Source organism: Pseudomonas versuta (assembly GCF_001294575.1).
Lineage (GTDB): Bacteria > Pseudomonadota > Gammaproteobacteria > Pseudomonadales > Pseudomonadaceae > Aquipseudomonas > Aquipseudomonas versuta.
This window is the reverse complement of record NZ_CP012676.1, coordinates 2430413-2453887: the sequence shown is the minus strand read 5'-3', so window position 1 is coordinate 2453887 and position 23475 is coordinate 2430413. Positions and strand designations below refer to the sequence as shown.

Annotated in this window: 23 protein-coding genes and 2 pseudogenes; 4 read left to right on the top strand and 21 right to left on the bottom strand. The window is 59.4% G+C overall.

Translation table 11 applies throughout. The features are described 5' to 3' along the window. Nucleotides 1-39: 39 nt before the first annotated feature. The 10 genes from AOC04_RS10750 to AOC04_RS10705 all read right to left on the bottom strand — a co-directional run bounded on the left by AOC04_RS10750 (nucleotide 40) and on the right by AOC04_RS10705 (nucleotide 9449). Nucleotides 40-1023, bottom strand: a complete 984-nt coding sequence (locus tag AOC04_RS10750; RefSeq protein ID WP_237178907.1) for an HAD family hydrolase — start codon at nucleotides 1021-1023, stop codon at nucleotides 40-42. A 161-nt stretch (nucleotides 1024-1184) separates the two neighbouring features. Continuing rightward, nucleotides 1185-2234 carry a BatD family protein gene (locus AOC04_RS10745; protein ID WP_060693197.1) on the bottom strand — a complete coding sequence of 350 codons (1050 nt, stop codon included), beginning with the start codon at nucleotides 2232-2234 and terminating at the stop codon, nucleotides 1185-1187. Beyond that, entirely contained in the window at nucleotides 2231-3817 is a 1587-nt protein-coding gene (locus tag AOC04_RS10740) for a VWA domain-containing protein (RefSeq protein WP_060693195.1), read from the bottom strand. Before AOC04_RS10740 ends, AOC04_RS10745 begins: the two co-directional genes overlap by 4 nt. Before the next feature lies 1 nt (nucleotide 3818). Next, nucleotides 3819-4811: a vWA domain-containing protein gene (locus AOC04_RS10735; RefSeq protein ID WP_060693192.1), complete on the bottom strand. Its 993-nt coding sequence runs from the start codon at nucleotides 4809-4811 to the stop codon at nucleotides 3819-3821. Beyond that, the gene (locus AOC04_RS10730) at nucleotides 4798-5286 is read right to left on the bottom strand and encodes a DUF4381 domain-containing protein (protein ID WP_060693189.1); all 489 of its coding nucleotides are present in this window, start codon (nucleotides 5284-5286) and stop codon (nucleotides 4798-4800) included. The genes AOC04_RS10735 and AOC04_RS10730 overlap by 14 nt, the downstream gene beginning before the upstream one ends. Beyond that, nucleotides 5283-6233: a DUF58 domain-containing protein gene (locus AOC04_RS10725; RefSeq protein ID WP_060693187.1), complete on the bottom strand. Its 951-nt coding sequence runs from the start codon at nucleotides 6231-6233 to the stop codon at nucleotides 5283-5285. The genes AOC04_RS10730 and AOC04_RS10725 overlap by 4 nt, the downstream gene beginning before the upstream one ends. 11 nt (nucleotides 6234-6244) lie before the next feature. Then, the gene (locus tag AOC04_RS10720; protein ID WP_060693185.1) at nucleotides 6245-7225 is read right to left on the bottom strand and encodes an AAA family ATPase; all 981 of its coding nucleotides are present in this window, start codon (nucleotides 7223-7225) and stop codon (nucleotides 6245-6247) included. A gap of 24 nt (nucleotides 7226-7249) precedes the next feature. Further along, on the bottom strand, nucleotides 7250-7822 hold the full coding sequence (locus tag AOC04_RS10715; RefSeq protein WP_060693183.1) for a hypothetical protein: 573 nt from the start codon (nucleotides 7820-7822) through the stop codon (nucleotides 7250-7252). After that, nucleotides 7819-8580, bottom strand: coding sequence for a DUF2092 domain-containing protein (locus AOC04_RS10710; protein ID WP_082363779.1), 762 nt, complete (start codon nucleotides 8578-8580; stop codon nucleotides 7819-7821). The genes AOC04_RS10715 and AOC04_RS10710 overlap by 4 nt, the downstream gene beginning before the upstream one ends. An 11-nt stretch (nucleotides 8581-8591) precedes the next feature. Then, on the bottom strand, nucleotides 8592-9449 hold the full coding sequence (locus tag AOC04_RS10705; RefSeq protein WP_418054946.1) for a transporter: 858 nt from the start codon (nucleotides 9447-9449) through the stop codon (nucleotides 8592-8594). Nucleotides 9450-9855: 406 nt separating this feature from the next. Between AOC04_RS10705 and AOC04_RS10700 the strand changes: the two genes are divergently transcribed. Continuing rightward, nucleotides 9856-10209 (top strand): hypothetical protein, encoded by a 354-nt coding sequence (locus AOC04_RS10700; RefSeq protein ID WP_060693177.1) that lies wholly within the window; start codon nucleotides 9856-9858, stop codon nucleotides 10207-10209. Nucleotides 10210-10222: 13 nt separating this feature from the next. After that, nucleotides 10223-12586, top strand: a complete 2364-nt coding sequence (locus tag AOC04_RS10695) for a DNA polymerase II (RefSeq protein WP_060693175.1) — start codon at nucleotides 10223-10225, stop codon at nucleotides 12584-12586. On the opposite strand, the gene AOC04_RS10690 is transcribed toward AOC04_RS10695, so the two are convergent. Continuing rightward, nucleotides 12583-12858 (bottom strand): hypothetical protein, encoded by a 276-nt coding sequence (locus AOC04_RS10690; protein WP_003444976.1) that lies wholly within the window; start codon nucleotides 12856-12858, stop codon nucleotides 12583-12585. The genes AOC04_RS10695 and AOC04_RS10690 overlap by 4 nt on opposite strands. 176 nt (nucleotides 12859-13034) lie before the next feature. Here AOC04_RS10690 and crcB (AOC04_RS10685) point away from each other — a divergent pair, with 176 nt between their 5' ends. Together crcB (AOC04_RS10685) and crcB (AOC04_RS10680) are read left to right on the top strand one after the other, a co-directional pair. Continuing rightward, nucleotides 13035-13415: a fluoride efflux transporter CrcB gene (crcB, locus tag AOC04_RS10685; protein WP_060693172.1), complete on the top strand. Its 381-nt coding sequence runs from the start codon at nucleotides 13035-13037 to the stop codon at nucleotides 13413-13415. A gap of 15 nt (nucleotides 13416-13430) precedes the next feature. Next, nucleotides 13431-13826 (top strand): fluoride efflux transporter CrcB, encoded by a 396-nt coding sequence (crcB, locus tag AOC04_RS10680; RefSeq protein ID WP_060693170.1) that lies wholly within the window; start codon nucleotides 13431-13433, stop codon nucleotides 13824-13826. A gap of 84 nt (nucleotides 13827-13910) precedes the next feature. Here the strand turns inward: crcB (AOC04_RS10680) and kch are convergent, their stop codons facing one another. The 10 genes and pseudogenes from kch to AOC04_RS10630 form a co-directional block, all read right to left on the bottom strand. Further along, a complete protein-coding gene (kch, locus tag AOC04_RS10675) occupies nucleotides 13911-15086 on the bottom strand; it encodes a voltage-gated potassium channel protein (RefSeq protein ID WP_060693167.1) in 1176 nt (391 codons plus the stop codon). Between the two features lie 91 nt (nucleotides 15087-15177). After that, nucleotides 15178-16235 (bottom strand): annotated as a pseudogene (locus tag AOC04_RS24375) (HoxN/HupN/NixA family nickel/cobalt transporter). A gap of 28 nt (nucleotides 16236-16263) precedes the next feature. After that, nucleotides 16264-17256, bottom strand: coding sequence for an urea transporter (gene yut / locus AOC04_RS10665; protein ID WP_060693165.1), 993 nt, complete (start codon nucleotides 17254-17256; stop codon nucleotides 16264-16266). 143 nt (nucleotides 17257-17399) lie between these two features. Continuing rightward, a complete protein-coding gene (locus tag AOC04_RS10660; RefSeq protein ID WP_237178906.1) occupies nucleotides 17400-18257 on the bottom strand; it encodes an urease accessory protein UreD in 858 nt (285 codons plus the stop codon). A gap of 101 nt (nucleotides 18258-18358) precedes the next feature. Then, nucleotides 18359-19006 carry an urease accessory protein UreG gene (gene ureG, locus AOC04_RS10655; RefSeq protein ID WP_003444969.1) on the bottom strand — a complete coding sequence of 216 codons (648 nt, stop codon included), beginning with the start codon at nucleotides 19004-19006 and terminating at the stop codon, nucleotides 18359-18361. Between the two features lie 79 nt (nucleotides 19007-19085). Beyond that, on the bottom strand, nucleotides 19086-19772 hold the full coding sequence (locus AOC04_RS10650; RefSeq protein ID WP_060693162.1) for an urease accessory protein UreF: 687 nt from the start codon (nucleotides 19770-19772) through the stop codon (nucleotides 19086-19088). 21 nt (nucleotides 19773-19793) lie between these two features. Next, a complete protein-coding gene (locus tag AOC04_RS10645) occupies nucleotides 19794-20480 on the bottom strand; it encodes an urease accessory protein UreE (protein ID WP_060693160.1) in 687 nt (228 codons plus the stop codon). An 85-nt stretch (nucleotides 20481-20565) separates the two neighbouring features. After that, complete coding sequence (locus AOC04_RS10640) at nucleotides 20566-22284, bottom strand: urease subunit alpha (protein WP_060693159.1); 1719 nt, start codon at nucleotides 22282-22284, stop codon at nucleotides 20566-20568. 179 nt (nucleotides 22285-22463) lie between these two features. After that, a pseudogene (gene ureB / locus AOC04_RS24560) lies at nucleotides 22464-22760 on the bottom strand (urease subunit beta); the annotation flags it as partial. A 177-nt stretch (nucleotides 22761-22937) separates the two neighbouring features. Next, nucleotides 22938-23240, bottom strand: coding sequence for an urease subunit gamma (locus AOC04_RS10630; RefSeq protein ID WP_060693157.1), 303 nt, complete (start codon nucleotides 23238-23240; stop codon nucleotides 22938-22940). Nucleotides 23241-23475: the final 235 nt, after the last annotated feature.

Genomic DNA, 23475 nt, shown 5'->3' with positions numbered 1-23475 from the left:
TTGTGGCGACCGCTTTTATGCAGTCCGTAATGCTGTTGCTTACTGCGGGTTCACAGGTGCGGCGGCTTCGAAGGGATAAATCCGGCGCCATTCAGACGCCATATCGACGATAGTCCAGCCTTGCTGTTTTGCTTGATCAAGTGCCTTGTCCAGGCGTCCGATTTTGGAATCCTTGTCATACGCCCACTCGCGTTTGGCGTCGGTGTGATGCACCAGCCCCATCAGGCGCGGGCCGGTGGCTGCGGCGGTCCACTCGAGCATTTGCCGGTCGCCGTCGGAGTTGCCGAATGCCAGGATCGGCCGGCGTCCGATCACGCTGTCGATGCTTACTGGCTTGCCCGGCCCGTCATCGTTATGGGCGATTTTTGCGGTGCGCAGGATTGACGGCTTGCCGTCCTGGTTCTGGTACTCGGTCACAAAGGTCGAGCCGATCACCTGTTCCGGCGGGATGCCGTACACCTCTTCGGCGAACACGCGCATGAACCCGGTATCGCCGCCTGACACGATGTATGTCTTGAAGCCTTGTTCGCGCAGGTACTGGAGCACTTCGAGCATCGGCTGGTAGACCATCTCGGTGTAGGGTTTGCCGGTGGTCGGGTGGCGGGCCTTGCTGACCCAGGCCTGTACGTTGTTGCGGAATTGATCGGTGGTGAGCCCGGCATGGCTGGCCATGAAGATCTTCAGCAGGCCCTCCATACCGCCTTCTGCCAGGGCCTTGTGGTCGTTTTCCAGGACCGCCTTGAAGGGTTGCTGGTCTTTCCATTCCGGGTGCTGCGGTGCCAGACGCCTGATCTCGTCGAAAGCGAACAGCTCCTCGAAATACCCAGGTTGTTCGCTCCACAGGGTGCCGTCGTTATCGAACACCGCGATTCGCTCTTCGGGTTTTACAAAGCTTTTGCTGTCGGGTTTGGTCACTGTCTGCACGAACTCGATGATGCTTTTTTTCGACGGCCCGTCGTTCCAGGAGGGCAGCGGTTCTGCCGCCTGCGCTAACAAGGGCAAGGCCAGCAGCAGGGCCAGCACTTTTGAAAATTTCGCCGCGCTGGTTGCTAGCGAGGTTCGCAGCTGTGATCGGGCGAAGTGGGTATGGGCCGCGCTACGGGTGTTTGATTGGCGATGGCTGTGCACTCCTTCGCAGCCTCGGTCCTCGTTAGCGACCACAGAGTTTTGTGTGCTTGTGTTGCTCATGGGAAGTCCTTGTCGTGACCAGGGTTAAGTGGGCGCAAGCCGTAGGTTTTGCGAGGAGGGCGGGTGCGCAACCAGTGCCTGGCGACGCTGAGGCTGTGTAGCCACCAACGACGGCTCAGGTAGCCAATACCTGCCAGCAACAGGATGCAGGCGAGGATGAGCACCGACTCTGGCAGTCTTAACCGCGTTGGCTGGCCCAGTTGCTTGAGGTCCTGAACGATGGAAAACACCGGCGTGTAACTGCTGTCGGCGCTGGCCTTGAAGCTGACTGGCGGAACCTGACTGAGTTGCGCCTTGTGATTGACGCTGTCCCACCATTTGACGCTTATCGCCGGCAGCTCAAAATCACCGCTGCGCTCAATGCGGTAGCTCACGCTGTCGATGCGTTGCCCGCCACTGAAGTTGCCCCGGCCGTCATCCAGGTTTTCTATCCGTGCAGTCTTCGGGTAAGCGCTAAGTCCATCCACAGTAGCCAGTGGCAGGGCGGGCAGTGACAGGCCCTGAGCATCATCAGCCTGCAGGGTCATGGTGCGGGTAATGCTGTCGCCAACTTTTAGCGTGCCGCCGTCGGGGCTGATGTGTTGGTTAAAGCGCATCGCGCTGGCAACCAGTACCGGTTCACCGGGCTTGAAGCCATCGGGCAGGCTGGCAGTGAAGTGCAGGGCCGGGGTTTGCGCCGATAGTTCGGCGCTGGCCTGCGCCGGGGTGGCGCGGATGGTGAGGGGGGCAATGGTGAACTCTTGCGCCAGATTAGGGATGATGCGGTAGGTGTAGCGCAGGCCGGTAAAGGTCTGGCCCTGCACCTGTTGCGTCAGGTGCTGTGCCTCGCCACTGGGGGGCATGACATCGGTCCCGGTGATGCTCAGGTGGGGCAGCGTGGCACCACTGGTAAACCAGCTGTTGGTCAGCACGTCGACCTGCAGCTGCAAGGGTTGGCCCACCACTACTGCATCGCCGGGCACCAGTCGGCTTTGTACGCTTAGCAGGGGTTCATCGGCATGCACCAGCCCGGTGAGCAGCATCAGTGCCAGGCAGTAGCGGGTCATGGCACCACCTTCTGACTTTGGGCACTCTGGTCCTGCAAACTGAACTTCTGGCGCAGGAAATTAGCCGGGGAGGTGGTCAGATTCTCCAGCCACTGTTGGTCACTGGCGGCCTGACGGGTTTGTAGCGGTTTGCTCTGGCCCTTGCCCGGCTGCAGGTCGAGTTTGATCTGGTCGGGCTTGACCTCGGGGGTGTTCTGTTCGGCGCTGTCCGTGTCTTTGAGTAGGGCCTGTGCAAGCGCCAGGTTGGCACTGGCTTCGGGGAATTTCGGTTGCAGGGCCAGGGCACGGGTGTAGGCGGCAATGGCTTGATCGAACTTGAAGCGCCGCACGTAAATATTGCCCAGATAGAAGTACGCCTGGGGGGTATCCAGTTGCGCGAAGCTGGCCAGCGCCAGATCAAAGTCGGCAGCGTTGTAGGCGGCGATGCCTTTCCAGTACGGGTCTTCAAACAGGCTGGCCGCTGCCGGGAAATGCTGGTGTTCAAAGGCCCAGCGCCCTTGCTGGTCGCGGGTGAAAAAGGCATCGCTCAAGGCATTGGCCTGAGCCGGTGCGGGCTGCAGGCCCACCCCCAGTATCAGGGCGGCGGTCCAGTTCAGGCTCCAGCCCCGTCGTACCGAGAAAAAAGCCAGGATCAGCAGCGCTATGCACAGCCAGTAACCGGCGTCTTTCCAGTGCAGCTCGCGCTGTTCATCACTGGCCGCCTGAAAGTGTTGCCGGGCGTGGCCTTCGATCCAGTCCAGATCGTCATCATTGATGGTCAGGCTGCCCAGCGGTGCGTCCGTGACAGCGGCCAGCTGCTTGAGGGCCGCCTGATCGAAACTGCCCAGCTCGGGGCGGCCGTTGCTGTCGGTGCGCGGCTGGCCGTCGGCATTGCGAATAATGCCGCCATTGGCACTGCCCACGGCGAGTACCAGCACTTGCAAGGCGCTGTCCTGCAGTTGCTGTTTGAGGCCGGCGAGCCGGGTGGTATCGGCACCGTCGGTGACCAGCAGCAAGGTGGCGGGAGTGTTTTGTGCCTGCAACAGGCGTTTGGCCTGCTTAATGACCTCGGCCACGTTTTTACCCGGACTGGCAATCAGGTTGGTCGCCAGGGCCTGGATGAAGCTGTCGAGCAGCGCCGGATCATCAGTGGCGGGCAATACCAGATGCGCGCTGCCGGCATAGGCAATCAAGGCGGTGTGTGCGCCACTGCGGCGGGCAATCAACTCGTGGAGTTTGTGCTTGGCGGCTTCGAGGCGCGAGGGCTGTATGTCAGTGGCATCCATGGAGGGCGACAGATCGAGGGCGATGATCAGCTGGGCACGGCTTTCCAGAAACGCCGGGCGGTCCTGTTCCCAGGTCGGGCCCGCTGCCGCGATGGCGCCGAGGATCAGCAGGGCGGCGGTCAGATGCACTGGGCGCAGGCGATGGTTGTCCTGTGGGGTAATCAGCAAGTGCGCCAGCAGATGCGGGGCAATGATCGCGCGCAACCGACGTTGTTGGTCATGGCTGCGGCGCCATAGCAACGGCAGTAGTGCGCCGAAAAAAATCAGCAGCAACCATGCCGGGCGTAGGAAGTGGAAGTCACTGAGGTTGATCTCCATTTCAAGCCTCCTTGTGTTGCGCACGCTGGCCGAGGCGCGCAGCCAGCAGTGCCAGCAGATGATAGAGCGCCAGCAAGCTGATGGCGGCGGCCAGCGGCAACCAGAACAGATCGCGCTTGGGTTGATGGCTGAGGGTCTTGACCTGATGCGGGGTGATCCGGTCGAGGGTGGCGTACACCTGATTCAGGCTGTCGCGATCTTCAGCGCGAAAGTACTGGCCGCCCGTGGTCGTGGCGATTTTTTGCAGTGCACCGAGATCGACCTTGGCTTCGCCATTGGCGGTCGGATCGCCGATGCCGATGGTATGAATCACTACGCCCTTGGCGGCGGCCATAGCGGCAGCCCGGGCTGGGGGGATCGCACTGTTGGTGTCATTGCCATCGGTGAGCAGAATCAGCACCTTGTCCTGTTCGTGGGCCTGGTCGAGCAATTTCAGACTCAGGCCGATCGCATCGCCGATGGCGGTGTTGGGCCCCGCCATGCCGATGCCGGTGTCCTCCAGAAGCAGTGACAGGCTGGCGTGATCCAGCGTCAGCGGCGCTTGCGGGTAGGCGCCGCTGCCGAACACGATAAGACCGATGCGGTCGTCCTTGCGCCGCTGGATAAAGTCTTGAACCACCTGTTTGACGGCTGCCAGCCGGTTGATTTTGTGTCCGCCGGCATCGGTAAAGTCAGTGGTCTGCATCGATTGCGAGATATCGATGGCCAGCATCAGGTCGCGTACCGGCTGCTGACGTTCGATGGGTTTTTCGATCCACACCGGGCGGGCGACAGCCACCACCAGCAATGCCCATACCAGCAGATTGAGCAACCGTTGCCAGAGGTTGTGCCGTGCGCCCGAGGTGTGCGGGGCCTGATCGATGGCGCGGCTCATGGCATTGAAGAATGGAACCCGCACCGCGCTGCGGGCTTCGCGGTATTCAGGCAAATAGCGATAGCCCAGCCAGGGAAGTGGCAGCAACAGCAGCAGCCAGGGGTAATCAAACTGCCACATGATGCTGCTCCACCCAGAGTACGCAGGTATTGAATAGCTGCTGGCGTTTTGAGTCGGGCAGCGCCAGCAGTTGCTCGTCCGGGGCGTAGGCCAGCATTGCCAGTTGCTGGCTGAAATCTTCAGGCAAGGGCTGCGGGCTGTGACTCGCCAGAAACGCTTGCCAGGCATCGCCTTTGAGAGGGCCGGCGGCCTGTGGCACGGACATGGAAATAGCTACGCGCTTGAGCAAGGTGGGCAGTTCACGCAGGGCCGTCAGCGGGGCGTCGCTGGTACGCAATTGGGCCAGGCGCTGCAAGGCCTCACGCCGGTAGCGATTGCGCCGCCAGTGCCAATAAGTCCGTGCCGCCCAGACCACCAGACCTGCCATCAGAATCCCGAGCAACACCCACCAGCCCCAGGTCTGCGGCACATAGCTGACCGGTGCGGGCAGGTCCAACTCCTGCAGCTGATCGATATCGGGGATGTGGCTGCTCATCGACCCGGACCAGCGAGTTTGCCCAGTTCGCTGCGCAATTGGCTCTGTGCATCGAGTGCGGTGCTGAACATCATCAGCGGCACCTGGCTGCGGCGCAGCAGGCTGGCGATGTCTTTAAAGCGGCCGCTGAAAAAGTCGCCCAAGGGCTGGCGGATGTGTTGGTGCTGCACTGCCAGTTCCACTTGCAACTCGCCCTGGGTTACCAGCAGGCGACCGTTGTTCGGCAGGTTGAGTGCCAGCGGGTCGTAGACCTGCATCGCAATCACGTCGTTGTGTACGGCCAGCTGGCGCAGTAGCTGCAGGGTGCGCGTACCGGCACCCGCGAAGTCGCTGATCAGGCAAATCAGATGGTCGTGAGCCGCCACTGCGAGGCAGCGTTGCAGCACCTTGTCCAGCTGATCGGCATCTTCACAGTCGGGCATGGTGCTATTGAGTTGCTGGTTCTGCAGGGTGATTTTGCTGCACAGCATTTCGACCCGTTTTCGACTGCGCACCGGGGCGATGCTGTCGATACGCTGGTCGTTGAAAACCAGCCCGCCGACCCGGTCACTGGCGTTGAATACCATCCATGCCGCCAATGCACCCAGTTCGGCGGCGATGGCGGACTTGAAGCTGCGCCTGGAGCCAAAAAACATCGACATGCGCTGGTCGACAACAATCAGTGCCGGGCGGTCGCGTTCCTCGGTGAAGGTACGCACCACCGGTTTGCCAGTGCGCAGCGAGGCGCGCCAGTCGAGGTGGCGCAAATCATCGCCGGGTTGATAGCGGCGCAATTCATCGAAATCCAGGCCCCGGCCACGCAAGCGCGAGGCATGGCTGCCCGAGAGGATGCTGCCCTGGGGCTGGCGGGCGACAAAACTCAACGCCCGCGCCTTGTACTCCAGCGCCATTAATTGCCCCAGGCTGACATACACAAGCCCGTCGACATCCTGTTGTAGAGCCTGCATCGGTTTACTCCTCAGGCGGGAATCGCGACTTTATCGACAATCCGGTCCAGTACCTGATCGGCGCTGACGCCATCGGCCACCGCGTCGTAGCTCAGTTGCAGGCGGTGACGCAGCACCGGGTGGACCACGGCGCGCACGTTGTCCGGCGAGACAAATGCCTGGCCGCGTAGCCAGGCATCGGCCCGGGCGCAACGGTCCAGACCGATACCGCCGCGAGGGCTGGCGCCGATGCTGATCCAGCGGGCCAGATCAGCGTCGTAATCCGCGGGGTGGCGGGTGGCATTGATCAGGTCGATCAGGTAGCTATCAATGGCCGGGGACACGGCCACTGCGCTGACCTCACGGCGGGCGGCGAAAATGGCGTCCTGGCCAAGGGCGAAGCCGGCTGCGGCGCCGGTGGTCGTGCCCTGGGCCTGTTCTTCGCCGCGCAGCAGGCGCAGCACCCGGGATTCGTCCGCAGGCTTGGGGTAGTCGAGCACCAGTTTCATCAGAAAGCGGTCCATCTGCGCTTCCGGCAGGGGGTAGGTGCCTTCCTGTTCGATGGGGTTTTGCGTGGCCAACACGATAAACAGTTCCGGCAGCGAATGACTGTTGCCGGCCACGGTGATCTGGCGTTCTTCCATGGCTTCAAGCAGGGCGGCCTGGACCTTGGCCGGTGCGCGGTTGATCTCGTCCGCCAGGATCAGATTGCCGAACAGAGGCCCCGGTTGGAACATGATCTGGTTTTGACCGTTCACCTGATGCAGCACCTCGGCGCCGGTGATGTCCGAGGGCAGCAGGTCGGGGGTGAACTGGATACGGCTCATCTTCGCATCCAGATGCTTGGCCAGCGCCTTGACCGTACGGGTCTTGGCCAGCCCCGGCAGGCTTTCGAGCAGCAGGTGACCGTTGGCCAAGAGACCGACGACGATCTGGCGGATGACTTCCTCCTGACCCAGTACCGCTTCGGCAACACTGGCTTGCAGAGCATTCAAATCGTTGAGCACTGTCATATGACATTCCTTGCCTGAGCCCCCTTACCAGGGCGCGGGGACCACCACAAACTGCACATTGCCGCCCACGTAGCGCGGCTGATACCAATTGGGCCCGCAATGCTGATACGCCACGTTGTTGGCCACCACCGAAACGCAATCGGGAGGTACGCTGGACACGTAGGTGCCGATGGCTATGGCGGTTGCCGTGGCTGCGCCAATGACGGCGGCGGCTGCCCACGGGTTGTACCAGCCATCGGGATGCGGCCCCGGTGGATAGGGGCCAGGCCCGTAATGCGGCCCCGGCGGTGGATAAGGATGCGGCCCTGGAGGCGGGTAAGGATGGGGCCCCGGTCCAGGTTGCGGATAGGGATGCGGTCCCGGTTCGGGATGTGGCTGCGGATGGGCCCCCGGTTGTGGCGGATGCGGTTGGGGATGAGGGCCCGGCGGGATGGGGCGCGGAGCCGGCTGCGGGTGGCCGCCGCCCTGGTGGAAATTGTGGGGCACGACGAAGGTCCGTGCGCCGCCACCGCTACGCATCTGCCAGGCCTGGGCGAGGGAGGTGTGCAGCAGGCTGACGCTGAGCAGGCCACAGAGCAACCAATGGGTGTTTTTCATGGCTGTTGCTCCGCTCCGGATTGACCGGTTGCCCACTGCAGAGGTACTTCTTGAGCACCTGCGGGTGGCACGAACTCGAAACTTTTAGGGTTGAGCGGCGGGTTCAGTTGCCAGCTGAAGTCCACGCTGTGGCGCGGTTGTTCGGGGATGTCCCGGCGGCTGATGATCAGACGGCACGGCAAGGGTTGCTCGCCCTGGCGCAGCCACACCTGCCAGTCGATATCGTCCTGGCGCAGTGCGTAATGGTCACAGCGCTGCCCATCGAGAGTGTCGCTGCCGATCAGCAGTGCCGAGCGCAGACCGGCCTGTTTGGCGGTGTCGGCATTCCAGCGAAACAGGTCGGCCAGCGGCAACTCGATTGCGTAGCGGTCATGGAGCTGATCGATCAGCGCATTGATAGTGGCCGGTGCCGGAGCGCGGGCATAGTAAGTGCCGGGGCTCTGGTAAAGGGTGAAGGTCTTGCCGTTGTAAAACAGACTGCGGTGCAGGTCCTGGTTATCGATCGAAATCTGTAGCTTGTCGGGCTGCTCGGCCAGCAAGTGGGTGGTATGGCGAAACTCGATTGTCTGGCCGTTATCCAGCACCTGATCAGTCTGGCTGCGGGCCTCAACTGCAAACTGTTTGAGGCTGCGCAGGTAACTGCCCATCCGCTCCAGCGCTTGCACGGCCGCGGGTTCAATGGTGACAGGCTCAGCGGCGTGAATCTGGCCGGTCACGGCCAGTAGCAGGCCCAGCAGGGTGTTACGCACAATAGGCATGTTCGACATCCCTACCAGACGTACTGCAGGCGGACAGTCCAGGTCGCAACATCCGGTGAGCCGGTGCGCTCGGAGACGGTATCGGTGTACGCCAGCAAACCGCCGAATTGCGGTGACAACATGAAGCCCATGCTGGCGCCGACCAGGGTGTTCGCCTGTTTGTTGTCCTGCCAGTCACCGTCGATTTTGGTCTCGCCACCAGCACTGTAGGTGGCGTCCAGCGAAGCCCAGAGTGCACGGTTGATGGTGTAGCTATAGTGGCCTTCGACGGCATAGAGGGGCTTTTGCTCAAGCTTGCCGTTGCCTTGGTATTCGTCGTTGTCACCATATAGCGAGACCCAGGTATTGACCTCCAGCCAGGTCGGCCCGAAAGGCGTACCGAAGCCGATTTCCGGTTTGAATACCCAGCGATTGGAACCGATGTTGATTACCCGGTTTTTATCGTAATCCCCGGTTGGCGTGGTGATCCACAGCGCACCGGTGAGGAAGGTTTCGGGCTTCCATTTGGCAAACTCTTCCTTGCTCAGGGCCGGGCCGCCGAAGATGTTGTGCACCAGCACTACCTGGGTGTCGCCCATACCTCCGTTGTGCTTGGTACCGCTAAAAAAACGTGCATTGTCAAACGATGCCGAAATATCGGCATAGGGTTGCAGAATCTGGATCGCACTGTTGCGACCGTCCACTGCAAAGGAGCGGGCATAACGCAGGATGTAGACATCTGCATTAAGTGACAGGCCATCGATGGGCAGGGAAGTATCAATGGGGGTGTTGGTATCGACGCGGTTGTAATAGCCGAACAGCATGTTCAAATCGGTGGGCAGGTTTTGCCAGTCGCGGGCGTTATCGGTGTAACCCAGTATCGGCACCATCGCCAATGTCAGCGCGGTGTAACTGGCCTTGCGGGCGTTGGTCAACCCCATTGCACTGCTCCTTGAATCGCTATTTAGCTATTTTATTTGGCAGTTTTTCCGCTGACGCCCGCTTTGCACCAATGTTTTTTTTGCGCTATGCAGGTGAATGCACAGTAGAAACAGGCATGCTTTTTAGAGCTATTATTCTAAAAATCGGATTATGCGCCTGGCACCGAATTACGCTAGCAGTAACTGCCGGTTTCGCTAGGGCAGGGGCATAAATCAACAGGTTTATTGATGTGGGTCAGCGTTTTGCCCTTTACGCTGACGGGTTAATGAGGGTGGCTTTTGACGTGATATGGATCCGCTCTCTAAGGCCTGCTGGCGGCGTGTTATCGTGCTGAACTTTTTGAGGGGACATCCAATGCGAATACTGATCGGCGCTCTGAGCGTGGCCATGCTGGCCGGCTGTGTATCACCTGCCATGAACGATGCCCGCAGCAAAGCCCCGACCCGGGTACTGGCCTCGGCCAAACCGACTCCGCTGGTGGCTGAATGCATCAAGTTCTCGTGGCAGGACGAAGGGGTGTTCGGGGTGGATGCCAGTGCCTATATCAACACCGGCAAGTCCGGTGAGCTGACGGTTTACACCCGTGACGCCGGCTCCTTTGCCGACCTGGTGCCGCAGGGCACGGGCACGGCGGTCAGTTATTACGCCAAACAGCCCGACGACAGTGCAGCCATGCGCCGTATGGCGATGCTGGCGACGTGTCTGTAACCCGGTTGCAACGGTGGACTTGAGACAGGGCTTTGTCCTGACCCGGCATTGGCACGATACGCCGTCGGGCATTGAGGTCGAGTTCTGGCTGGCCACCGATGACGGGCCGCAGCACGTGCGCCTGCCTTATCAGACTTCAGTCATGTTTATCCCGGCTGACCTGCGCGATCAGGCGCAGGCGTTGTTGCAGGATGAGCGCGGTATTGAGTTTCGTGAACTGGCGCTACAGGATTTTCAGTCGCGCCCGGTGCTCGGTATTTACTGTCGCCAGCATGCCCAGCTGATCGACATTGCTCAGCGTCTGCGCCGTGCCGGGGTCGATGTGTTCGAGGCTGATATCCGGCCGCCCGAGCGCTTTTTGATGGAGCGTTTTATTACCGCGCCAGTGAGCTTCGGCGGCACCGCTGAAGCTGATGGCCCGTTGCGCAACACCCGGATGAAGCCACATTCCGACTACCGGCCGCGTTTGCAGCTGGTGTCGCTGGATATTGAAACCAGCGCCCACGGCGATCTGTACTCGATTGCGCTGCAGGGCTGCGGCCAGCGTCAGGTGTATATGCTGGGCAAGGCCACCGAGGCCGATACGGCGGTGGATTTCGATCTTGAGTTTTGTGCCACCCGCGGTGAGTTGCTGCAGCGTTTGAACCAGTGGATGGCCCTGCACGACCCTGACGCGATCATTGGCTGGAACGTCGTCCAGTTCGACATGCGGGTGCTCCACGAGCATGCCCGGCGTCTGGGCATTCCTTTGCTGCTGGGGCGCGGGGGCAGCGAGATGCAGTGGCGTGAACACGGCAGCCGCAAAAACCATTTTTTCGCCAGTGCTGCCGGGCGGCTGATTATTGATGGCATCGAGTCGTTGCGTTCGGCGACCTGGTCATTTCCCTCTTTCAGCTTGGAAAACGTCGCCCAGACCCTGCTCGGTGAAGGCAAGGACATCAGCACGCCGTACCAGCGCATGGACGAAATCAACCGCATGTTCGTCGAGGACAAGCCCGCACTGGCGCGCTACAACCTCAAGGACTGCGAGCTGGTGACGCGGATTTTCGAGAAGACCCAGCTGCTAACTTTCTTGCTGGAACGGGCCTCGGTGACGGGGCTTGAGGCGGACCGCAGCGGCGGCTCGGTGGCGGCGTTTTATCATCTGTACATGCCGCTGATGCATCGTCAGGGATTCGTCGCTCCCAATGTCGGAGACAATCCGCCACAGGCCAGCCCGGGCGGCTTTGTGATGGAGTCCCGGCCGGGGTTGTACGAGTCGGTGCTGGTACTGGATTACAAAAGCCTTTATCCGTCGATTATCCGCACTTTCCTGATTGACCCGCTGGGGCTGGTGGAGGGGTTGCGTGAACCGGGTGACGAGGCCTCAGTCCCGGGTTTTCGTGGAGCACGCTTTTCGCGAACCCGGCACTGTTTGCCGGCCATCATCGAGCGGGTGGCCAATGGGCGCGAAGTGGCCAAACGCGAGAAAAACGCCCCGTTGTCCCAGGCGCTGAAAATCATCATGAATGCGTTTTATGGGGTGCTGGGCTCCAGCGGCTGCCGTTTCTTCGATACCCGGCTGGCCTCGTCGATCACCTTGCGCGGGCACGAAATCATGCTCAAGACCCGGGCCCTGATCGAGGCAAAAGGCTACAGCGTGATTTATGGCGATACCGATTCCACCTTCGTCTGGCTGCGCAGTGAACACAGCGAGGCCGATGCTGCCCGTATCGGCCACGAGCTGGTGCAGCACGTCAACCAGTGGTGGCAGGCCCATGTGCGTGACGAGTACGGCCTGACCAGTGCCCTGGAGTTACAGTTCGAAACCCACTACAGCCGCTTTCTGATGCCGACCATTCGCGGGGCAGAAGAGGGCAGTAAAAAGCGCTATGCAGGGCTGGTCGCGCACGCCGACGGGCGTCGGGAGATGGTCTACAAAGGGCTCGAAACCGTGCGCAGTGACTGGTCGCCGCTGGCCCAGCAGTTTCAGCAGGCGCTGTACTTGCGCATCTTTAATCGCCAGCCCTATCAAGATTACGTGCGTGACTTTGTGCGCAGTACCCTGGCCGGGGAGCATGACGAGCTGCTGATCTTCCGCAAGCGCTTGCGCCGGCAACTGAGCGACTACGAGCGCAACGTACCGCCCCACGTGCGGGCCGCACGGCTGGCGGATGAGTACAACGACCGGCAGGGGCGCCCCCGCCAGTACCAGAACGGCGGCACCATCAGTTACGTGATCACCGTGGCCGGGCCACAGCCGCTGGAGAACCGTACGGCGCAGCTTGATTACGATCACTACCTGACACGCCAGCTGCAACCGGTTGCGGATGCGATTCTGGCGTTTGTCGACGATGACTTCAGCGCCCTGGTAGGCGGTCAGCTGGGGCTGTTTTAAGCGTCGCTGGCCGGGGTAGCCTTGGATTTGGCGCGGTCTTTGGCGGCCTTGGCTTCGGCGGCCAGGCACTCCAGACAAAACTGTTCGGCATAACTCATGATGATTTCGGTGGTATCGCCCTTGATGGTGCGCGAGCCAGCGAGGATGTAGCGCATGCGTTTTTCAGTCACGCCGATGCGCTGGGCGATCCAGGCCGGAGTCTGGCCGATGCGGTCCACCAGTTTGTTCGCATATTCGGTGGAGTGGTTGTAGCGTTCAGCGTTGGGAAACATAGGGGTTCCATGGGCGGGAATTAAAGCCGGACGGCAGGGTACTCCTTTTCAACGCTACCTGCATCGCGGGCACGCCCGACGGCAGACCGAAAACGGTGCGTACGGTCGTAGCCTTCGTGGGCTGCTTTATGAACTAGAGTTGCCTGCACTGACCAACAGACACGAGAGGGATATTCATGACTGCGCTGGACGTTTTTTGGGTGGGACTGGGAGGCGGGCTGGGCTCGCTGCTGCGCTGGTGGATAGGGCTACGGGTCGGGCAGTTGTATAAAGGCAAGTTTCCGTTAGGCACGTTTCTGATCAACGTCAGCGGCGCCTTCGTTATCGGCTATTTGAGCATTCTGTTTTCCGTGGACTGGCGCGACCGCTATGGCGATGTCATGAATGCCGCCGTTCTCACCGGTATTCTGGGTGGCTATACCACGTTCAGCAGCATGCAACTGGACGCCTCCAAACTGGCAAATGCCAAGGACCGCGCGCTGGCCGCCGGTTACCTGATCATCTCGGTACTGGTCGGTCTGGCCGCTGCCGCATTCGGCGCCTGGCTGGCCCGCTGACATGGAGTAGGGAATATGCTGAATCTGATCATTCTGATTTTCGTCGGTGGCGCCTTCGGTGCCATGTGCCGCGAGTTCGTCATGCTGTCGATACCGCGTCTGGCCGATGGTTTTCCCATGGATATTTTTGTCGCCAATATCGTCGCTGCATTTTTGTTGGGCGTCGCCACTTCGCTGTTCAAGAGCAACCGGATCAATCAATACGTACACGTGATGATCGGCACCGGGATCATGGGCGGGCTTTCAACCTTTTCCAGTTTCGTGTTCGGCGCGGTGGAGATGATGAAGGATCCGGGCGGGGTGCTGGTCTCCATCTGCTATCTGGTGACCAGTCTGGTGATCGGTTTTGCGGCGGTTGAGCTGGGTCTGTTCGCCGGAGGCAAGGTCAAACCAGTGCCTGCGACTGATTAAAGCCCTGAACCTGTAGGAGCGAGCTTGCTCGCGATCTTTTGATCTTGAAAAAGCTCGCGAGCAAGCTCGCTCCTACGGTTATGGTCAGGCCAGGGAAGTTCGCTTGCCGAAGAACATTTCGGTGATCAGGCTGTTGTTGATTTCATCACCCTCAAGGGTGCGTACCAGCAACTCGCTGCCCAGCAGTGGCAACGACAGCACCATGGTCGGGTTGACACGTTTGACCTTGGGCATGTTCCGCGTTTCGTTGACCAGCGCGATGATCTGGGTGTCGTCACCGGCTATTTCCTTGGCCGCCAGAATGGTGAAGACGTTTTCGGCGTCGTTGTCGCACAGGGTCACGATGTACTTGGCATCGGCAGCCCCGGCCAGTTTGAGGGTCGCTACCGACGAAGGATCACCTTCAATGATGTCGGCCTTTTCCGGCAAGTCGTGCTGGCTGCCGGTGGCACACACCACGGTGACGTGCTCGCCACGATCGGTCAGGCCCTTGTAAACGTTTTGCGCCAGCGAACCGACGCCGACAAGGATGTAGTGATTTTTACGGGCCATATGGGTAATCCTGCCTTTAACGATTCGTTGAATGTTATTGCTGATCAGCGGGCCGGCAATGGACGCCACCGAGATCGCGAAGATGGTGATGCCCAGGATGATCACCGTCAGGGTGAAAAAACGCGCATCGGTGGTGTGCGGGACGATGTCGCCAAAGCCCACGGTCGACATCACCACAATGGCGAAGTAAAACGCTGACGGCAGGTCTGTGACCGGCGGTGCGAACTCTTCGCCAATGTAGAGCGTGCCCAGAGTGCTATAGACGATCAGCGAGGCGATGCTGACCACCGCAAAGAAGCTGCCGGTGGCAAGGCTGTAGTGGTCAAACCGGCGCCAATAAAAGGCCAGTACCGCAATGCTGAAGATCGAGAGGAAGGTGATGGCGCTGGGTTTTTTCAGAATGAACAAATCCACGCAAACCGTGGCTATCAGCAGCAACAGGGCGAAGAACCAGCTGATACGGGACTTGATCAACAACCCCAATGACATCAGCACCAGAACAAACCCCACCACGAAGCCGGGTATTTCCAGCAAGGCTAAAAAGCTTAATGCCTCCTTCCAGGTGTCAAATGTGCCGCCGGCAGCATTGGAGTGAGCGACCCCGCGCTGCAACACCGGCAAGAATAAAAGAAAGCCATTGATGGCCACCAGCAAGGCGACCCCGTAAGCAAATGAGGCCCGATTTTTTACGTCCTGTAATAAAGTCATAGTACCTACGACGCGTCTGTTGAAAGGTGGATGAAGTGTAGGTCAGGTTCCGCAGGCTGCCCGCAGCAGGCCTGCACAGTGGCAAGTGTCATCAGGTGTTGGCTCCCAGTTGGTCATAGCCGCGCAGATAATAGTTGAGGCCCGAGATCAGCCAGCACAGGACAAACATGCCGATGATCCAGTAGCCGATTTCACCGAAGTTTTCGTTGATGGCATTGATCGGGGTCCAGATCCCGCCGGTCAATTCAAGCTTGTCGGCGATCAGCCCCAGCGCTTCGATACCGCCGATGAACAGGGCGACAACCACCGAAGCGGCGGTGATGGTGATGTTGTAGTAAAGCTTGCGTACCGGCTTGGAGAAGGCCCAGCCGTAGGCGCCGATCATCACAAAGTTGTCCAGTGAGTCGATCAGGGCCATGCCCACTGCAAACAGCACCGGGAACACCATGATCGACCACAGGCTGATGCCGTGTGAGGCACTGGTGGCGCTAATGCCCAGCAAGCCGATTTCGGTGGCGGTGTCGAAGCCCAGGCCAAATAAAAACCCCACCGGGTACATGTGCCAGCTTTTGTCGACCAGATTGAACAGGCGGCCAAAGATCCGCGCCATCAACCCCCCTTGTTGGCGACCAGCAAGTCGAGCTCTTCGGGGGCCAGTTGCTGGCCTGCCTTGACCTGTTTGAACTTTTTGTACACTGAGATCAGGATCACCAGGTTAAGCACGCCAAACAGCAGCAGGAACGCGGATGAAACCAGGGTGCCAATCAGGCCCCCGGTCTCATGGAACCAGGCCATGTCGTCCTTGAATGCCATCGCCGTGGCGGCGATGGCAAATGATGCCAGCACCACAATGGTGGAGTGTCCCAGGGAGAACCAGGTGCCCACGGCAATCGGTTTTTTGCCTTGTTGCATCAGCTTGCGGGTGACGTTGTCGATGGCGGCGATATGGTCGGCATCGACGGCATGACGCAGGCCAAAGCTGTAGGCCAGCAACGCGGTACCCATCAATACCGGGTTGGCGCCGAACTCGATAAAAGCCCAGGCCCAGGCGAGGAGGTTGGCAGCGACCAGGCCGATCAACAAATAGATAGCGCGCCGCGTCGTGCTGGACGACTCGAAGGCGGGCGATAACCGGGCGATAGCTGTCATGGGGGGGCTTCCCTGTAAGAGTCGGAATTTATTGACGGTGAGTCGGCATCACATCCTTGTTCGGGACCAGGAATAACCAGGATGCAAGCACAAACGGCATGGTCAGCGTCGGTATGCCGATGGGGGTCAGCAGGGTATTCAATGCGCCCTGTACAAATACAGTGAAAATTACCCCGATCAGGGTGTAGATCAGTACGCGCCAGCTTGGCTGGTTGAAGGTCGAACCCAGTGCGATGGCGGTCAGCACGGCGCTGAATGCATACATCCCGTTATTGATGCTGGTGTGTTCCGCCTGCAGCACCGAGGCGACAATGATTGCCAGCACCGAACCCAAGAACGCAAACACTGCGGCCCATAACGAGGACACCGCCAGCCCCGCCAGCAGCAGCACGCCGCCGATCACACTGCTGAACAGGAACACCTCGGAGATGCCGTAGAACGAGCCATGGAGAAAATCGATGCCATCGAACAGGCTGCTGTTCACCGCGATCAGGTCGTGGGGCAGGTTAGGTACCGGCAGGGCGCTGGTCGTCAGGCCGCCAAAGGCATAGCTGGCCAGTAACATGGTCCAGGTCACCAGCACGAAGGGGGCGGTGAGGGCTGCGACTTTCCATGTTTTGAGAATGTCGGCGATACAAATGGTGACGATGACCGAGACCACGCTGCCCAGGATGATGCACAGCCAGAGGATCGGCGTGACATCCAGGAAGGTTGGCAGGGCCGCACCGACCAGGCAGCCGTTATAGCCGTACAAACCGGCTTTCCAGGATGTGCGGTCTTTGAGGTTCAAGCCGGTAAAGGTGGCAACAGCCGTACCCAGTACCGCACCGTAGGCCACCGCGGGGTTGCCTTCGCCATAAGCACCGACAAAGATCGCGGCAAAAAACAGCAACCCGGTCAGCGGGTTGCTCTGGAACATGACCTGGGCACAACCGCGCAAGGTAACGTCCACAAACTCAAGGAAGACGTTGCCTTGGGTCAGTTGCGACCACTTGGAACCAGGGGCTGATGCAGCATCCATATTGACTCTCCCGATTATGCACTTGGCCTGATCCATACAAAGAGAGCTGGCTTGCCTGCGAAAGCATCACTGGGCAGTGTCAGTCAAACCAGGTTGCCTTTATCGCCGGCAACCCGCTCCCTCACGGATCCACTTGGTGATTTTTATCGCCACAAAAACTGTGGTTGCAGCGTCAGGCCCAGAATTTCTTCGCGGGCGACTTTCCAGAACTCGCGCACTTGGGCTTTGACTTCACCACTGTCATTGCCCAGCACCTTGAAAATCAGCCCACAGTTGTTTGGCAAACGGGTGACACCGCTGGCAATGCCTGCCTCCATATCGAAGATCGCCGGGACGCGCTCGACAATCCGGTCGTGATGCTCCTTGGGCGTGAGCAACACGACGTTGCCGAACACGTCGAAGGTTTGCATGACACCGATGGCATCCAGGCTTTCCTTTTTCGGTTCCAGAATGTACTTCTCGACAAACAGTTCCTTGCCTTCAAGGTTTTCGGCCATGACCCGCGAGGAATACACGTCAAAACCAAAGCGCTCGTCGACATGGTGATACTTGCGCCCCGACATCAGGATTTCGCAGTAAATCGCCGTGGCCGTGGGGTGGATACTGATTCTGGTTTCGGTGATGAACCGCGCATTGCGATGGGGGATCAGCGGGTCGGGCATGAACTCCAGGTAGCCATCTTCTTCAACCCTGAAATTCTGGATTTGCGAAGCGTAGTTGGCGTTCATCGAGTGCACTTTGGTCGCCGACTGGGTGGTGACGTGCCCGCAGGCACCCACCCCGACATTGACATCCGTGGCCAGGCGGTCGCCCTGCAGTATGCAGCCCGAAGTCGAAATCATGGTGACGCAGGGCAGTTGGGGCATGACTTCGTCCCAATACAATGCCCGTTGCACCAGCGACGGTACGCGTCGCTCCATGTCTGCCAATACGCTGCGATTGCCGCGTTTTTCAAAGCCAAGGCGCAAGTAACCACTCTTGCCGACGGAACCGCTGCTCATCTGCGCTGGCTCGTCCTGATACTGCGCAAGCTCCGGCGCACCATCACCTAATGAGTGAGCGCGAAGCCGTGAAGGGTTGTTCACGATCTGGCACTGGGCTGTCATGCAGTGACCTCACTCTTGGCCGCCGGTTTTTGGGCGAACAGGAACATGTGCTCGATCATGTCCACCAGCTCTTCAATGCCCTGGCCGGTCTTGCAGTTCGTGAGGATATAAGGGCGGTTGCCACGCACCACTTTGGTGTCGCTTTCCATCACATCCAGGCTCGCGCCGACGTAAGGGGCGAGGTCGATTTTGTTGATGATCAGAATGTCTGCCTGCACCAGCCCCGGGCCGTTCTTGCGCGGGATTTTTTCACCTTCCGCCACGTCAATTACGTAGATGTAGAAGTCGGCCAGGGCCGGGCTGAAGGTCAGGGTCAGGTTGTCGCCGCCGCTCTCGATCATGATCAGGTCGCTGTCCGGAAACTTCTCTTCCATTTCCTCGACCGCTGCAATGTTCATGCTCGGATCTTCACGCACCGCGGTGTGCGGGCAGGCACCGGTTTCGACGCCCAGAATCTTGTCTTCGTCGAGGATGCCTTTAAGCGTGCGCTTGACCTGTTTGGCGTCTTCGGTGGTCACGATGTCGTTGGTGATGATCAGCGGCTTGTAGCCACGGTTGATCAGGATCGGGGTGATCACTTCGATGATCGCGGTTTTACCTGAGCCGACCGGGCCGCCAATACCAATGCGAGTAATCTTTTTCACGATACGTTCCTTAACAAAAGTTGAAGCTGATTGAGCGTCGACACAGGTCAGCGCTGTGGATCCGGATTCGCTTGCAGAGTCAGTTCATAAATAGCCGTACGTGGGCTTTGACGTGGACGGCAGCGAGCACGTCGACAATCGGCACATAGGACGACATCTGCTCGATATCGCCGATTTCGGCGATGTCGCAGAACGCTTCAATGTCATGGTTGAGTTCGAACAGGATGTGCTGGGTGTCCAGGTGCGTGACCCGCATCAAGCGCATCGCGGCACTGAGAATGGTCATGGCCACACCGTACTGGTGCATCACCACCACCTCGCGGGCGCCAATGCCCTGGGTCGACATCACCACGGCCTGGGTGACGGGGTAGGTGCCTGCGGCGTTGCCGGCCTTGATCTGTTCCAGCCACCAGCGCACCAGGGGTTTCTCGACGACATGGATCGACATTTCTGCCAGTTTTTTACCCATGCGCGTGGCCATCAACCGGCTTTCTTCGTTGAGCTTGCGGTTATTCACCGCCCAGTCGGCGCGTAAAATACCGTCGCGATCATCATTGATGGCCGCGCGGTGTGCGGCGACCACACCCATGCCATCACAACTGGCCGCTTGTTTGAGTGCTGTGAGGACAAAGCCTTTGAGGGTCGCGACATCGTGGACGATGCCTTTCTGAATGGCGGATTCAACGCCGTTCGAGAACGAAAAGGCACCGACTGGCAATACCGAATCGCCAAACTGCATGATGCGAATGAGATCAGATGCGTTCATCTAGGCGCCTTCTTGCCGGATTCAATGCTTATGGTCGTGATCGTGGTGCGTGTGGCCGTGGTCATGCCCATGACTGTGGCTGATGCCGTCGCCATGGCTGTGCAGGCACTGGATCTTGAGGGCTGCAGCATCGAGCTTGTCTTGCGGGCTGGCGACGTGAACGTGGGTGTCGGTTTCTTCGGCGCCGCCAAACAGCAGGCGTGCTTCGGAAGTGGTGAGGTTGGGCAGGATTTCTGCGCCGCCGATAAAGGCGTATGGCAAATGTTGAAAGCCGTGAGTGCGCATCACCGAGTCCATCATTTTGGTTTCGACGGTGAGCGGGATGTAGACCTCGTTGTTCTTGGTTACTGCTTTCCAGTGCTGGTTACCCAGGGCGTGGCCCAGTTCGAAACTGGTTTTGATCAGGATATCCAGCGGCTGCTGTTTCAGCTCTTTAAGGTCAATCACCATCACGTCGCGCAGGTTCAATTGCACTACCACAGCGGTTTTGCTCTGCTCATCCCACATCAGCACATCGCCGTCGGACAGCACCACGTTGCGTTCAAGCGAGATTCCCAGGTCGAGCCCGCCGACACTGGTGCGCCGGCAGCGACTTTTTTGCGCTTCGCGCTGGTCCAGTACCAGCAGGTCGACGTTGGCGCCTTCGAGTTTTTGTTTCCAGACCGGGTCTTTCTTAGCATTGCCCAGAATGTGTTCAATCAAAATCACGTTGCAAACTCCTTCCTTGATTGTTACAGACCACCCTTGTGGGTGAGACCTCCCTGTGGGAGCGGGCAAGCCCGCTCCCACAGTCTTAGCCAAAGAAATAACGCTGGTTCATCGCGGCCGTATCGATCGGTTTGCACGTGGCGTGTACGCCATCGACCTTCACGGCGAAGGTTTCAGGATCGACATCGATTTGCGGCATTTTGTCGTTGCGCACCAGGTCCCTTTTGGAGACGGTACGGCAACCGCGTACTGCGATGACCTGGCGGTCCAGCCCGGCTTTTTCCTTGACCCCGTCATCCAGCGCTGCCTGGGACACAAAAGTTACGCAAGTGTCTTGCAGGGTTTTGCCCTGCGCGCCAAACATCGGACGGTAATAAACCGGCTGCGGGGTTGGCAGGGAGGCGTTCGGATCGCCCATGGCGGCCCAGTTGATCATCCCGCCCTTGATCACCATCTTCGGTTTGGCCCCGAAGAAACGCGGGTCCCACAGCACCAGGTCGGCCATCTTGCCGACTTCGACCGAGCCCAGCACGTGGCTGATGCCTTGGGCGAGGGCAGGGTTGATGGTGATTTTGGCCACGTACCGCAGGACGCGGAAGTTGTCGTTGTCGGCGCTGTCTTCCGGCAGCTTGCCGCGCGAGGCTTTCATCGCGTGGGCGGTCTGCATCACCCGCAACCAGTTTTCACCGACCCGGCCCATGGCCTGGGAGTCGCTGGAAAACATCGAAATCACGCCCATGTCCTGCAACACGTTTTCGGCTGCGATGGTTTCCGGACGAACCCGGCTTTCGGCAAACGATACGTCGGCCGGCACGTTCGGGTTGAGGTTGTGACAGACCATGATCATGTCGAACAACTCGGCCTGGCTGTTGATGCCATAGGGCAGGGTCGGGTTAGTGGAGCTTGGCAGTACGTTGCTCTGGCTGGCGACCTTGATGATGTCCGGGGCGTGACCGCCACCCGCGCCTTCGGTGTGGAAGGTGTGAATGGTGCGACCTTCGAAGGCATCGATGGTGTCTTCGACGTAACCGCATTCGTTGAGGCTGTCGGTGTGCACCGAGACCTGGACGTCCAGTTCATCGGCAGTGCGCAGTGCGTGACGCAGGGCGTTTGAAGTTGCGCCCCAGTCCTCGTGAACCTTGAAACCGGCCACACCGGCGATGACTTGTTCGACCAACGGGTCGCGGCCATAGGCGTTGCCCTTGCCGAGCATGCCGACGTTGACTGGCAAGCCTTCGAGTGAGCGCAGCATCTGGCGGATGTTCCAGGGGCCCGCAGTCACGGTGGTGCCATTGGTGCCGTCGGTTGGGCCGATACCACCGCCAAAGAAGGTGGTTACACCGTTGGACAGTGCGTGATAGGCCTGTTGTGGCGAGATCAGGTGAACGTGGGTGTCGATCCCGGCAGCGGTCAGAATCAAGTGTTCTCCGGAAATGGCGTCGGTGCTCACACCCACCACCAGGCCCGGTGTTACACCACTCATGGTGCCCGGGTTACCGCTTTTGCCGATACCGACAATTTTACCGTCGCGCACGCCAACGTCGGCTTTGATCACGCCCTGAATCGCGTCAATGATGGTGACGTTGGTGATGACCAGGTCCAGTACGCCGTTATCGCGGGTCAGGGTGTTGTCGGCGCCCATGCCGTCACGCAGGGACTTGCCGCCTCCGTATACGGACTCGTCGCCGTAACCGCGTAGATCCTTTTCAATTTCGACAAACAGGTTGGTGTCACCCAGGCGGATTTTGTCGCCCGTGGTCGGGCCGAACAGGCCGGCGTATTCTTTGCGTGAAATGGTAGGCATCGGTGGCTCCTTTCTAATGCCGCACGGGCGTCAATAACACAACGGCGCGAGTGCAAAGTATGGGAATGCGTGGATTACTTGGCGGGCTTGGAAAACTTGAAACCGTGATCGCGCGCGCGCTGGATCGCCTGCAGTTTTTCCGGGCGCTCATGGTTGCTGGTCAGTTTGTCCGGCGCCCAGCCATCCACCAGGTTGTTGAAGCCGTACAGGGTTTGCTTGCCACCGTAAGGCACCAGCGACACTTCAATTTCGTCGCCCGGCTCGAAGCGGATCGCAGTGGTTGAAGAAATATTCAAGCGTTTGCCAAAGGCTTCAGCGCGATCGAATTCAAGTGCGCGGTTAACTTCAAAGAAATGAAAGTGCGAGCCGATCTGAATCGGACGGTCACCGGTGTTACGCACCTTGACCTTGGTTACCGGGCGGTCTTCGTTGAACACAATCGGGCTGCTGGCGTAGATGCAGCCACCCAGCGGCACGTCCTGTTCATTACCCTGATGCACGCCGCCAGGGTTTTTCGCATGGGGGATCTTGTGATCCGGATGGGTATCCTGATGCGGGCTTGCAGAGCTGGCGGGAGTGGCGGTTTTTTTGTTGCTCATGACTGATTCCTCAAAACGGGTCTGTCTTGCGTTAGCCGGATATAGCGCATGCCTTTACTTGATCGGGTCGTGGACCGTGACCAGGCGGCTGCCATCGGTGAAAATCGCTTCAACCTGAACGTTGGGAATAAGGTCACTGACGCCTTCCATGACATCGTCTTTGGTCAACACCTTGCTGGCTTCATTCATTACATCTTCAACCGACTTTCCGTCCCGCGCGCCTTCCAGTGCGGTCACGGTGATAATCGAAACCGCTTCCGGAAAATTCAACTTCAAGCCACGAGCCTTTCGTCGCAATGCCACGTCCGACAAGGTGTAAATCATCAGTTTGTCGATTTCTCTCGGGGTGAGCTGCATAAGCCCTCCTATCTACAATGCGGTAAAAAATTAAAGTTCATGAGTGCCGGTCAGACGGATGTGCAGGCAAAAACGCTCCGCACGTTGAACGCTTGCGAAGAGGTGTAAAACTGGTGGTCGGGGTGTTGAGTTCGGGATTTCGTTTCATGGGGGTCAACCGTTCAAGTCCTTGTTAGACGGGCGCGAACAGAGCCTAGACCATAATCTGCGGCCGGCCAGTTGAAGGAGGAGGGGA

Excerpts from the sequence above, each read along its gene's own strand:
- AOC04_RS10745 (WP_060693197.1), bottom strand. The coding sequence starts at position 2,234 with ATGACCCGCTACTGCCTGGCACTGATGCTGCTCACCGGGCTGGTGCAT.
- AOC04_RS10630 (WP_060693157.1), bottom strand. The coding sequence starts at position 23,240 with ATGCAGCTCACCCCGAGAGAAATCGACAAACTGATGATTTACACCTTG.
- AOC04_RS10725 (WP_060693187.1), bottom strand. The coding sequence starts at position 6,233 with ATGCAGGCTCTACAACAGGATGTCGACGGGCTTGTGTATGTCAGCCTG.
- AOC04_RS10640 (WP_060693159.1), bottom strand. The coding sequence starts at position 22,284 with ATGCCTACCATTTCACGCAAAGAATACGCCGGCCTGTTCGGCCCGACC.
- yut (WP_060693165.1), bottom strand. The coding sequence starts at position 17,256 with ATGGATGCTGCATCAGCCCCTGGTTCCAAGTGGTCGCAACTGACCCAA.
- AOC04_RS10735 (WP_060693192.1), bottom strand. The coding sequence starts at position 4,811 with ATGTGGCAGTTTGATTACCCCTGGCTGCTGCTGTTGCTGCCACTTCCC.
- kch (WP_060693167.1), bottom strand. The coding sequence starts at position 15,086 with ATGACTTTATTACAGGACGTAAAAAATCGGGCCTCATTTGCTTACGGG.
- AOC04_RS10715 (WP_060693183.1), bottom strand. The coding sequence starts at position 7,822 with ATGAAAAACACCCATTGGTTGCTCTGTGGCCTGCTCAGCGTCAGCCTG.
- AOC04_RS10740 (WP_060693195.1), bottom strand. The coding sequence starts at position 3,817 with ATGGAGATCAACCTCAGTGACTTCCACTTCCTACGCCCGGCATGGTTG.
- AOC04_RS10710 (WP_082363779.1), bottom strand. The coding sequence starts at position 8,580 with ATGCCTATTGTGCGTAACACCCTGCTGGGCCTGCTACTGGCCGTGACC.
- crcB (WP_060693170.1), top strand. The coding sequence starts at position 13,431 with ATGCTGAATCTGATCATTCTGATTTTCGTCGGTGGCGCCTTCGGTGCC.
- AOC04_RS10650 (WP_060693162.1), bottom strand. The coding sequence starts at position 19,772 with ATGAACGCATCTGATCTCATTCGCATCATGCAGTTTGGCGATTCGGTA.
- AOC04_RS10730 (WP_060693189.1), bottom strand. The coding sequence starts at position 5,286 with ATGAGCAGCCACATCCCCGATATCGATCAGCTGCAGGAGTTGGACCTG.
- AOC04_RS10690 (WP_003444976.1), bottom strand. The coding sequence starts at position 12,858 with ATGTTTCCCAACGCTGAACGCTACAACCACTCCACCGAATATGCGAAC.
- crcB (WP_060693172.1), top strand. The coding sequence starts at position 13,035 with ATGACTGCGCTGGACGTTTTTTGGGTGGGACTGGGAGGCGGGCTGGGC.
- AOC04_RS10660 (WP_237178906.1), bottom strand. The coding sequence starts at position 18,257 with ATGAGCAGCGGTTCCGTCGGCAAGAGTGGTTACTTGCGCCTTGGCTTT.
- AOC04_RS10720 (WP_060693185.1), bottom strand. The coding sequence starts at position 7,225 with ATGACAGTGCTCAACGATTTGAATGCTCTGCAAGCCAGTGTTGCCGAA.
- AOC04_RS10700 (WP_060693177.1), top strand. The coding sequence starts at position 9,856 with ATGCGAATACTGATCGGCGCTCTGAGCGTGGCCATGCTGGCCGGCTGT.
- AOC04_RS10705 (WP_418054946.1), bottom strand. The coding sequence starts at position 9,449 with ATGGTGCCGATACTGGGTTACACCGATAACGCCCGCGACTGGCAAAAC.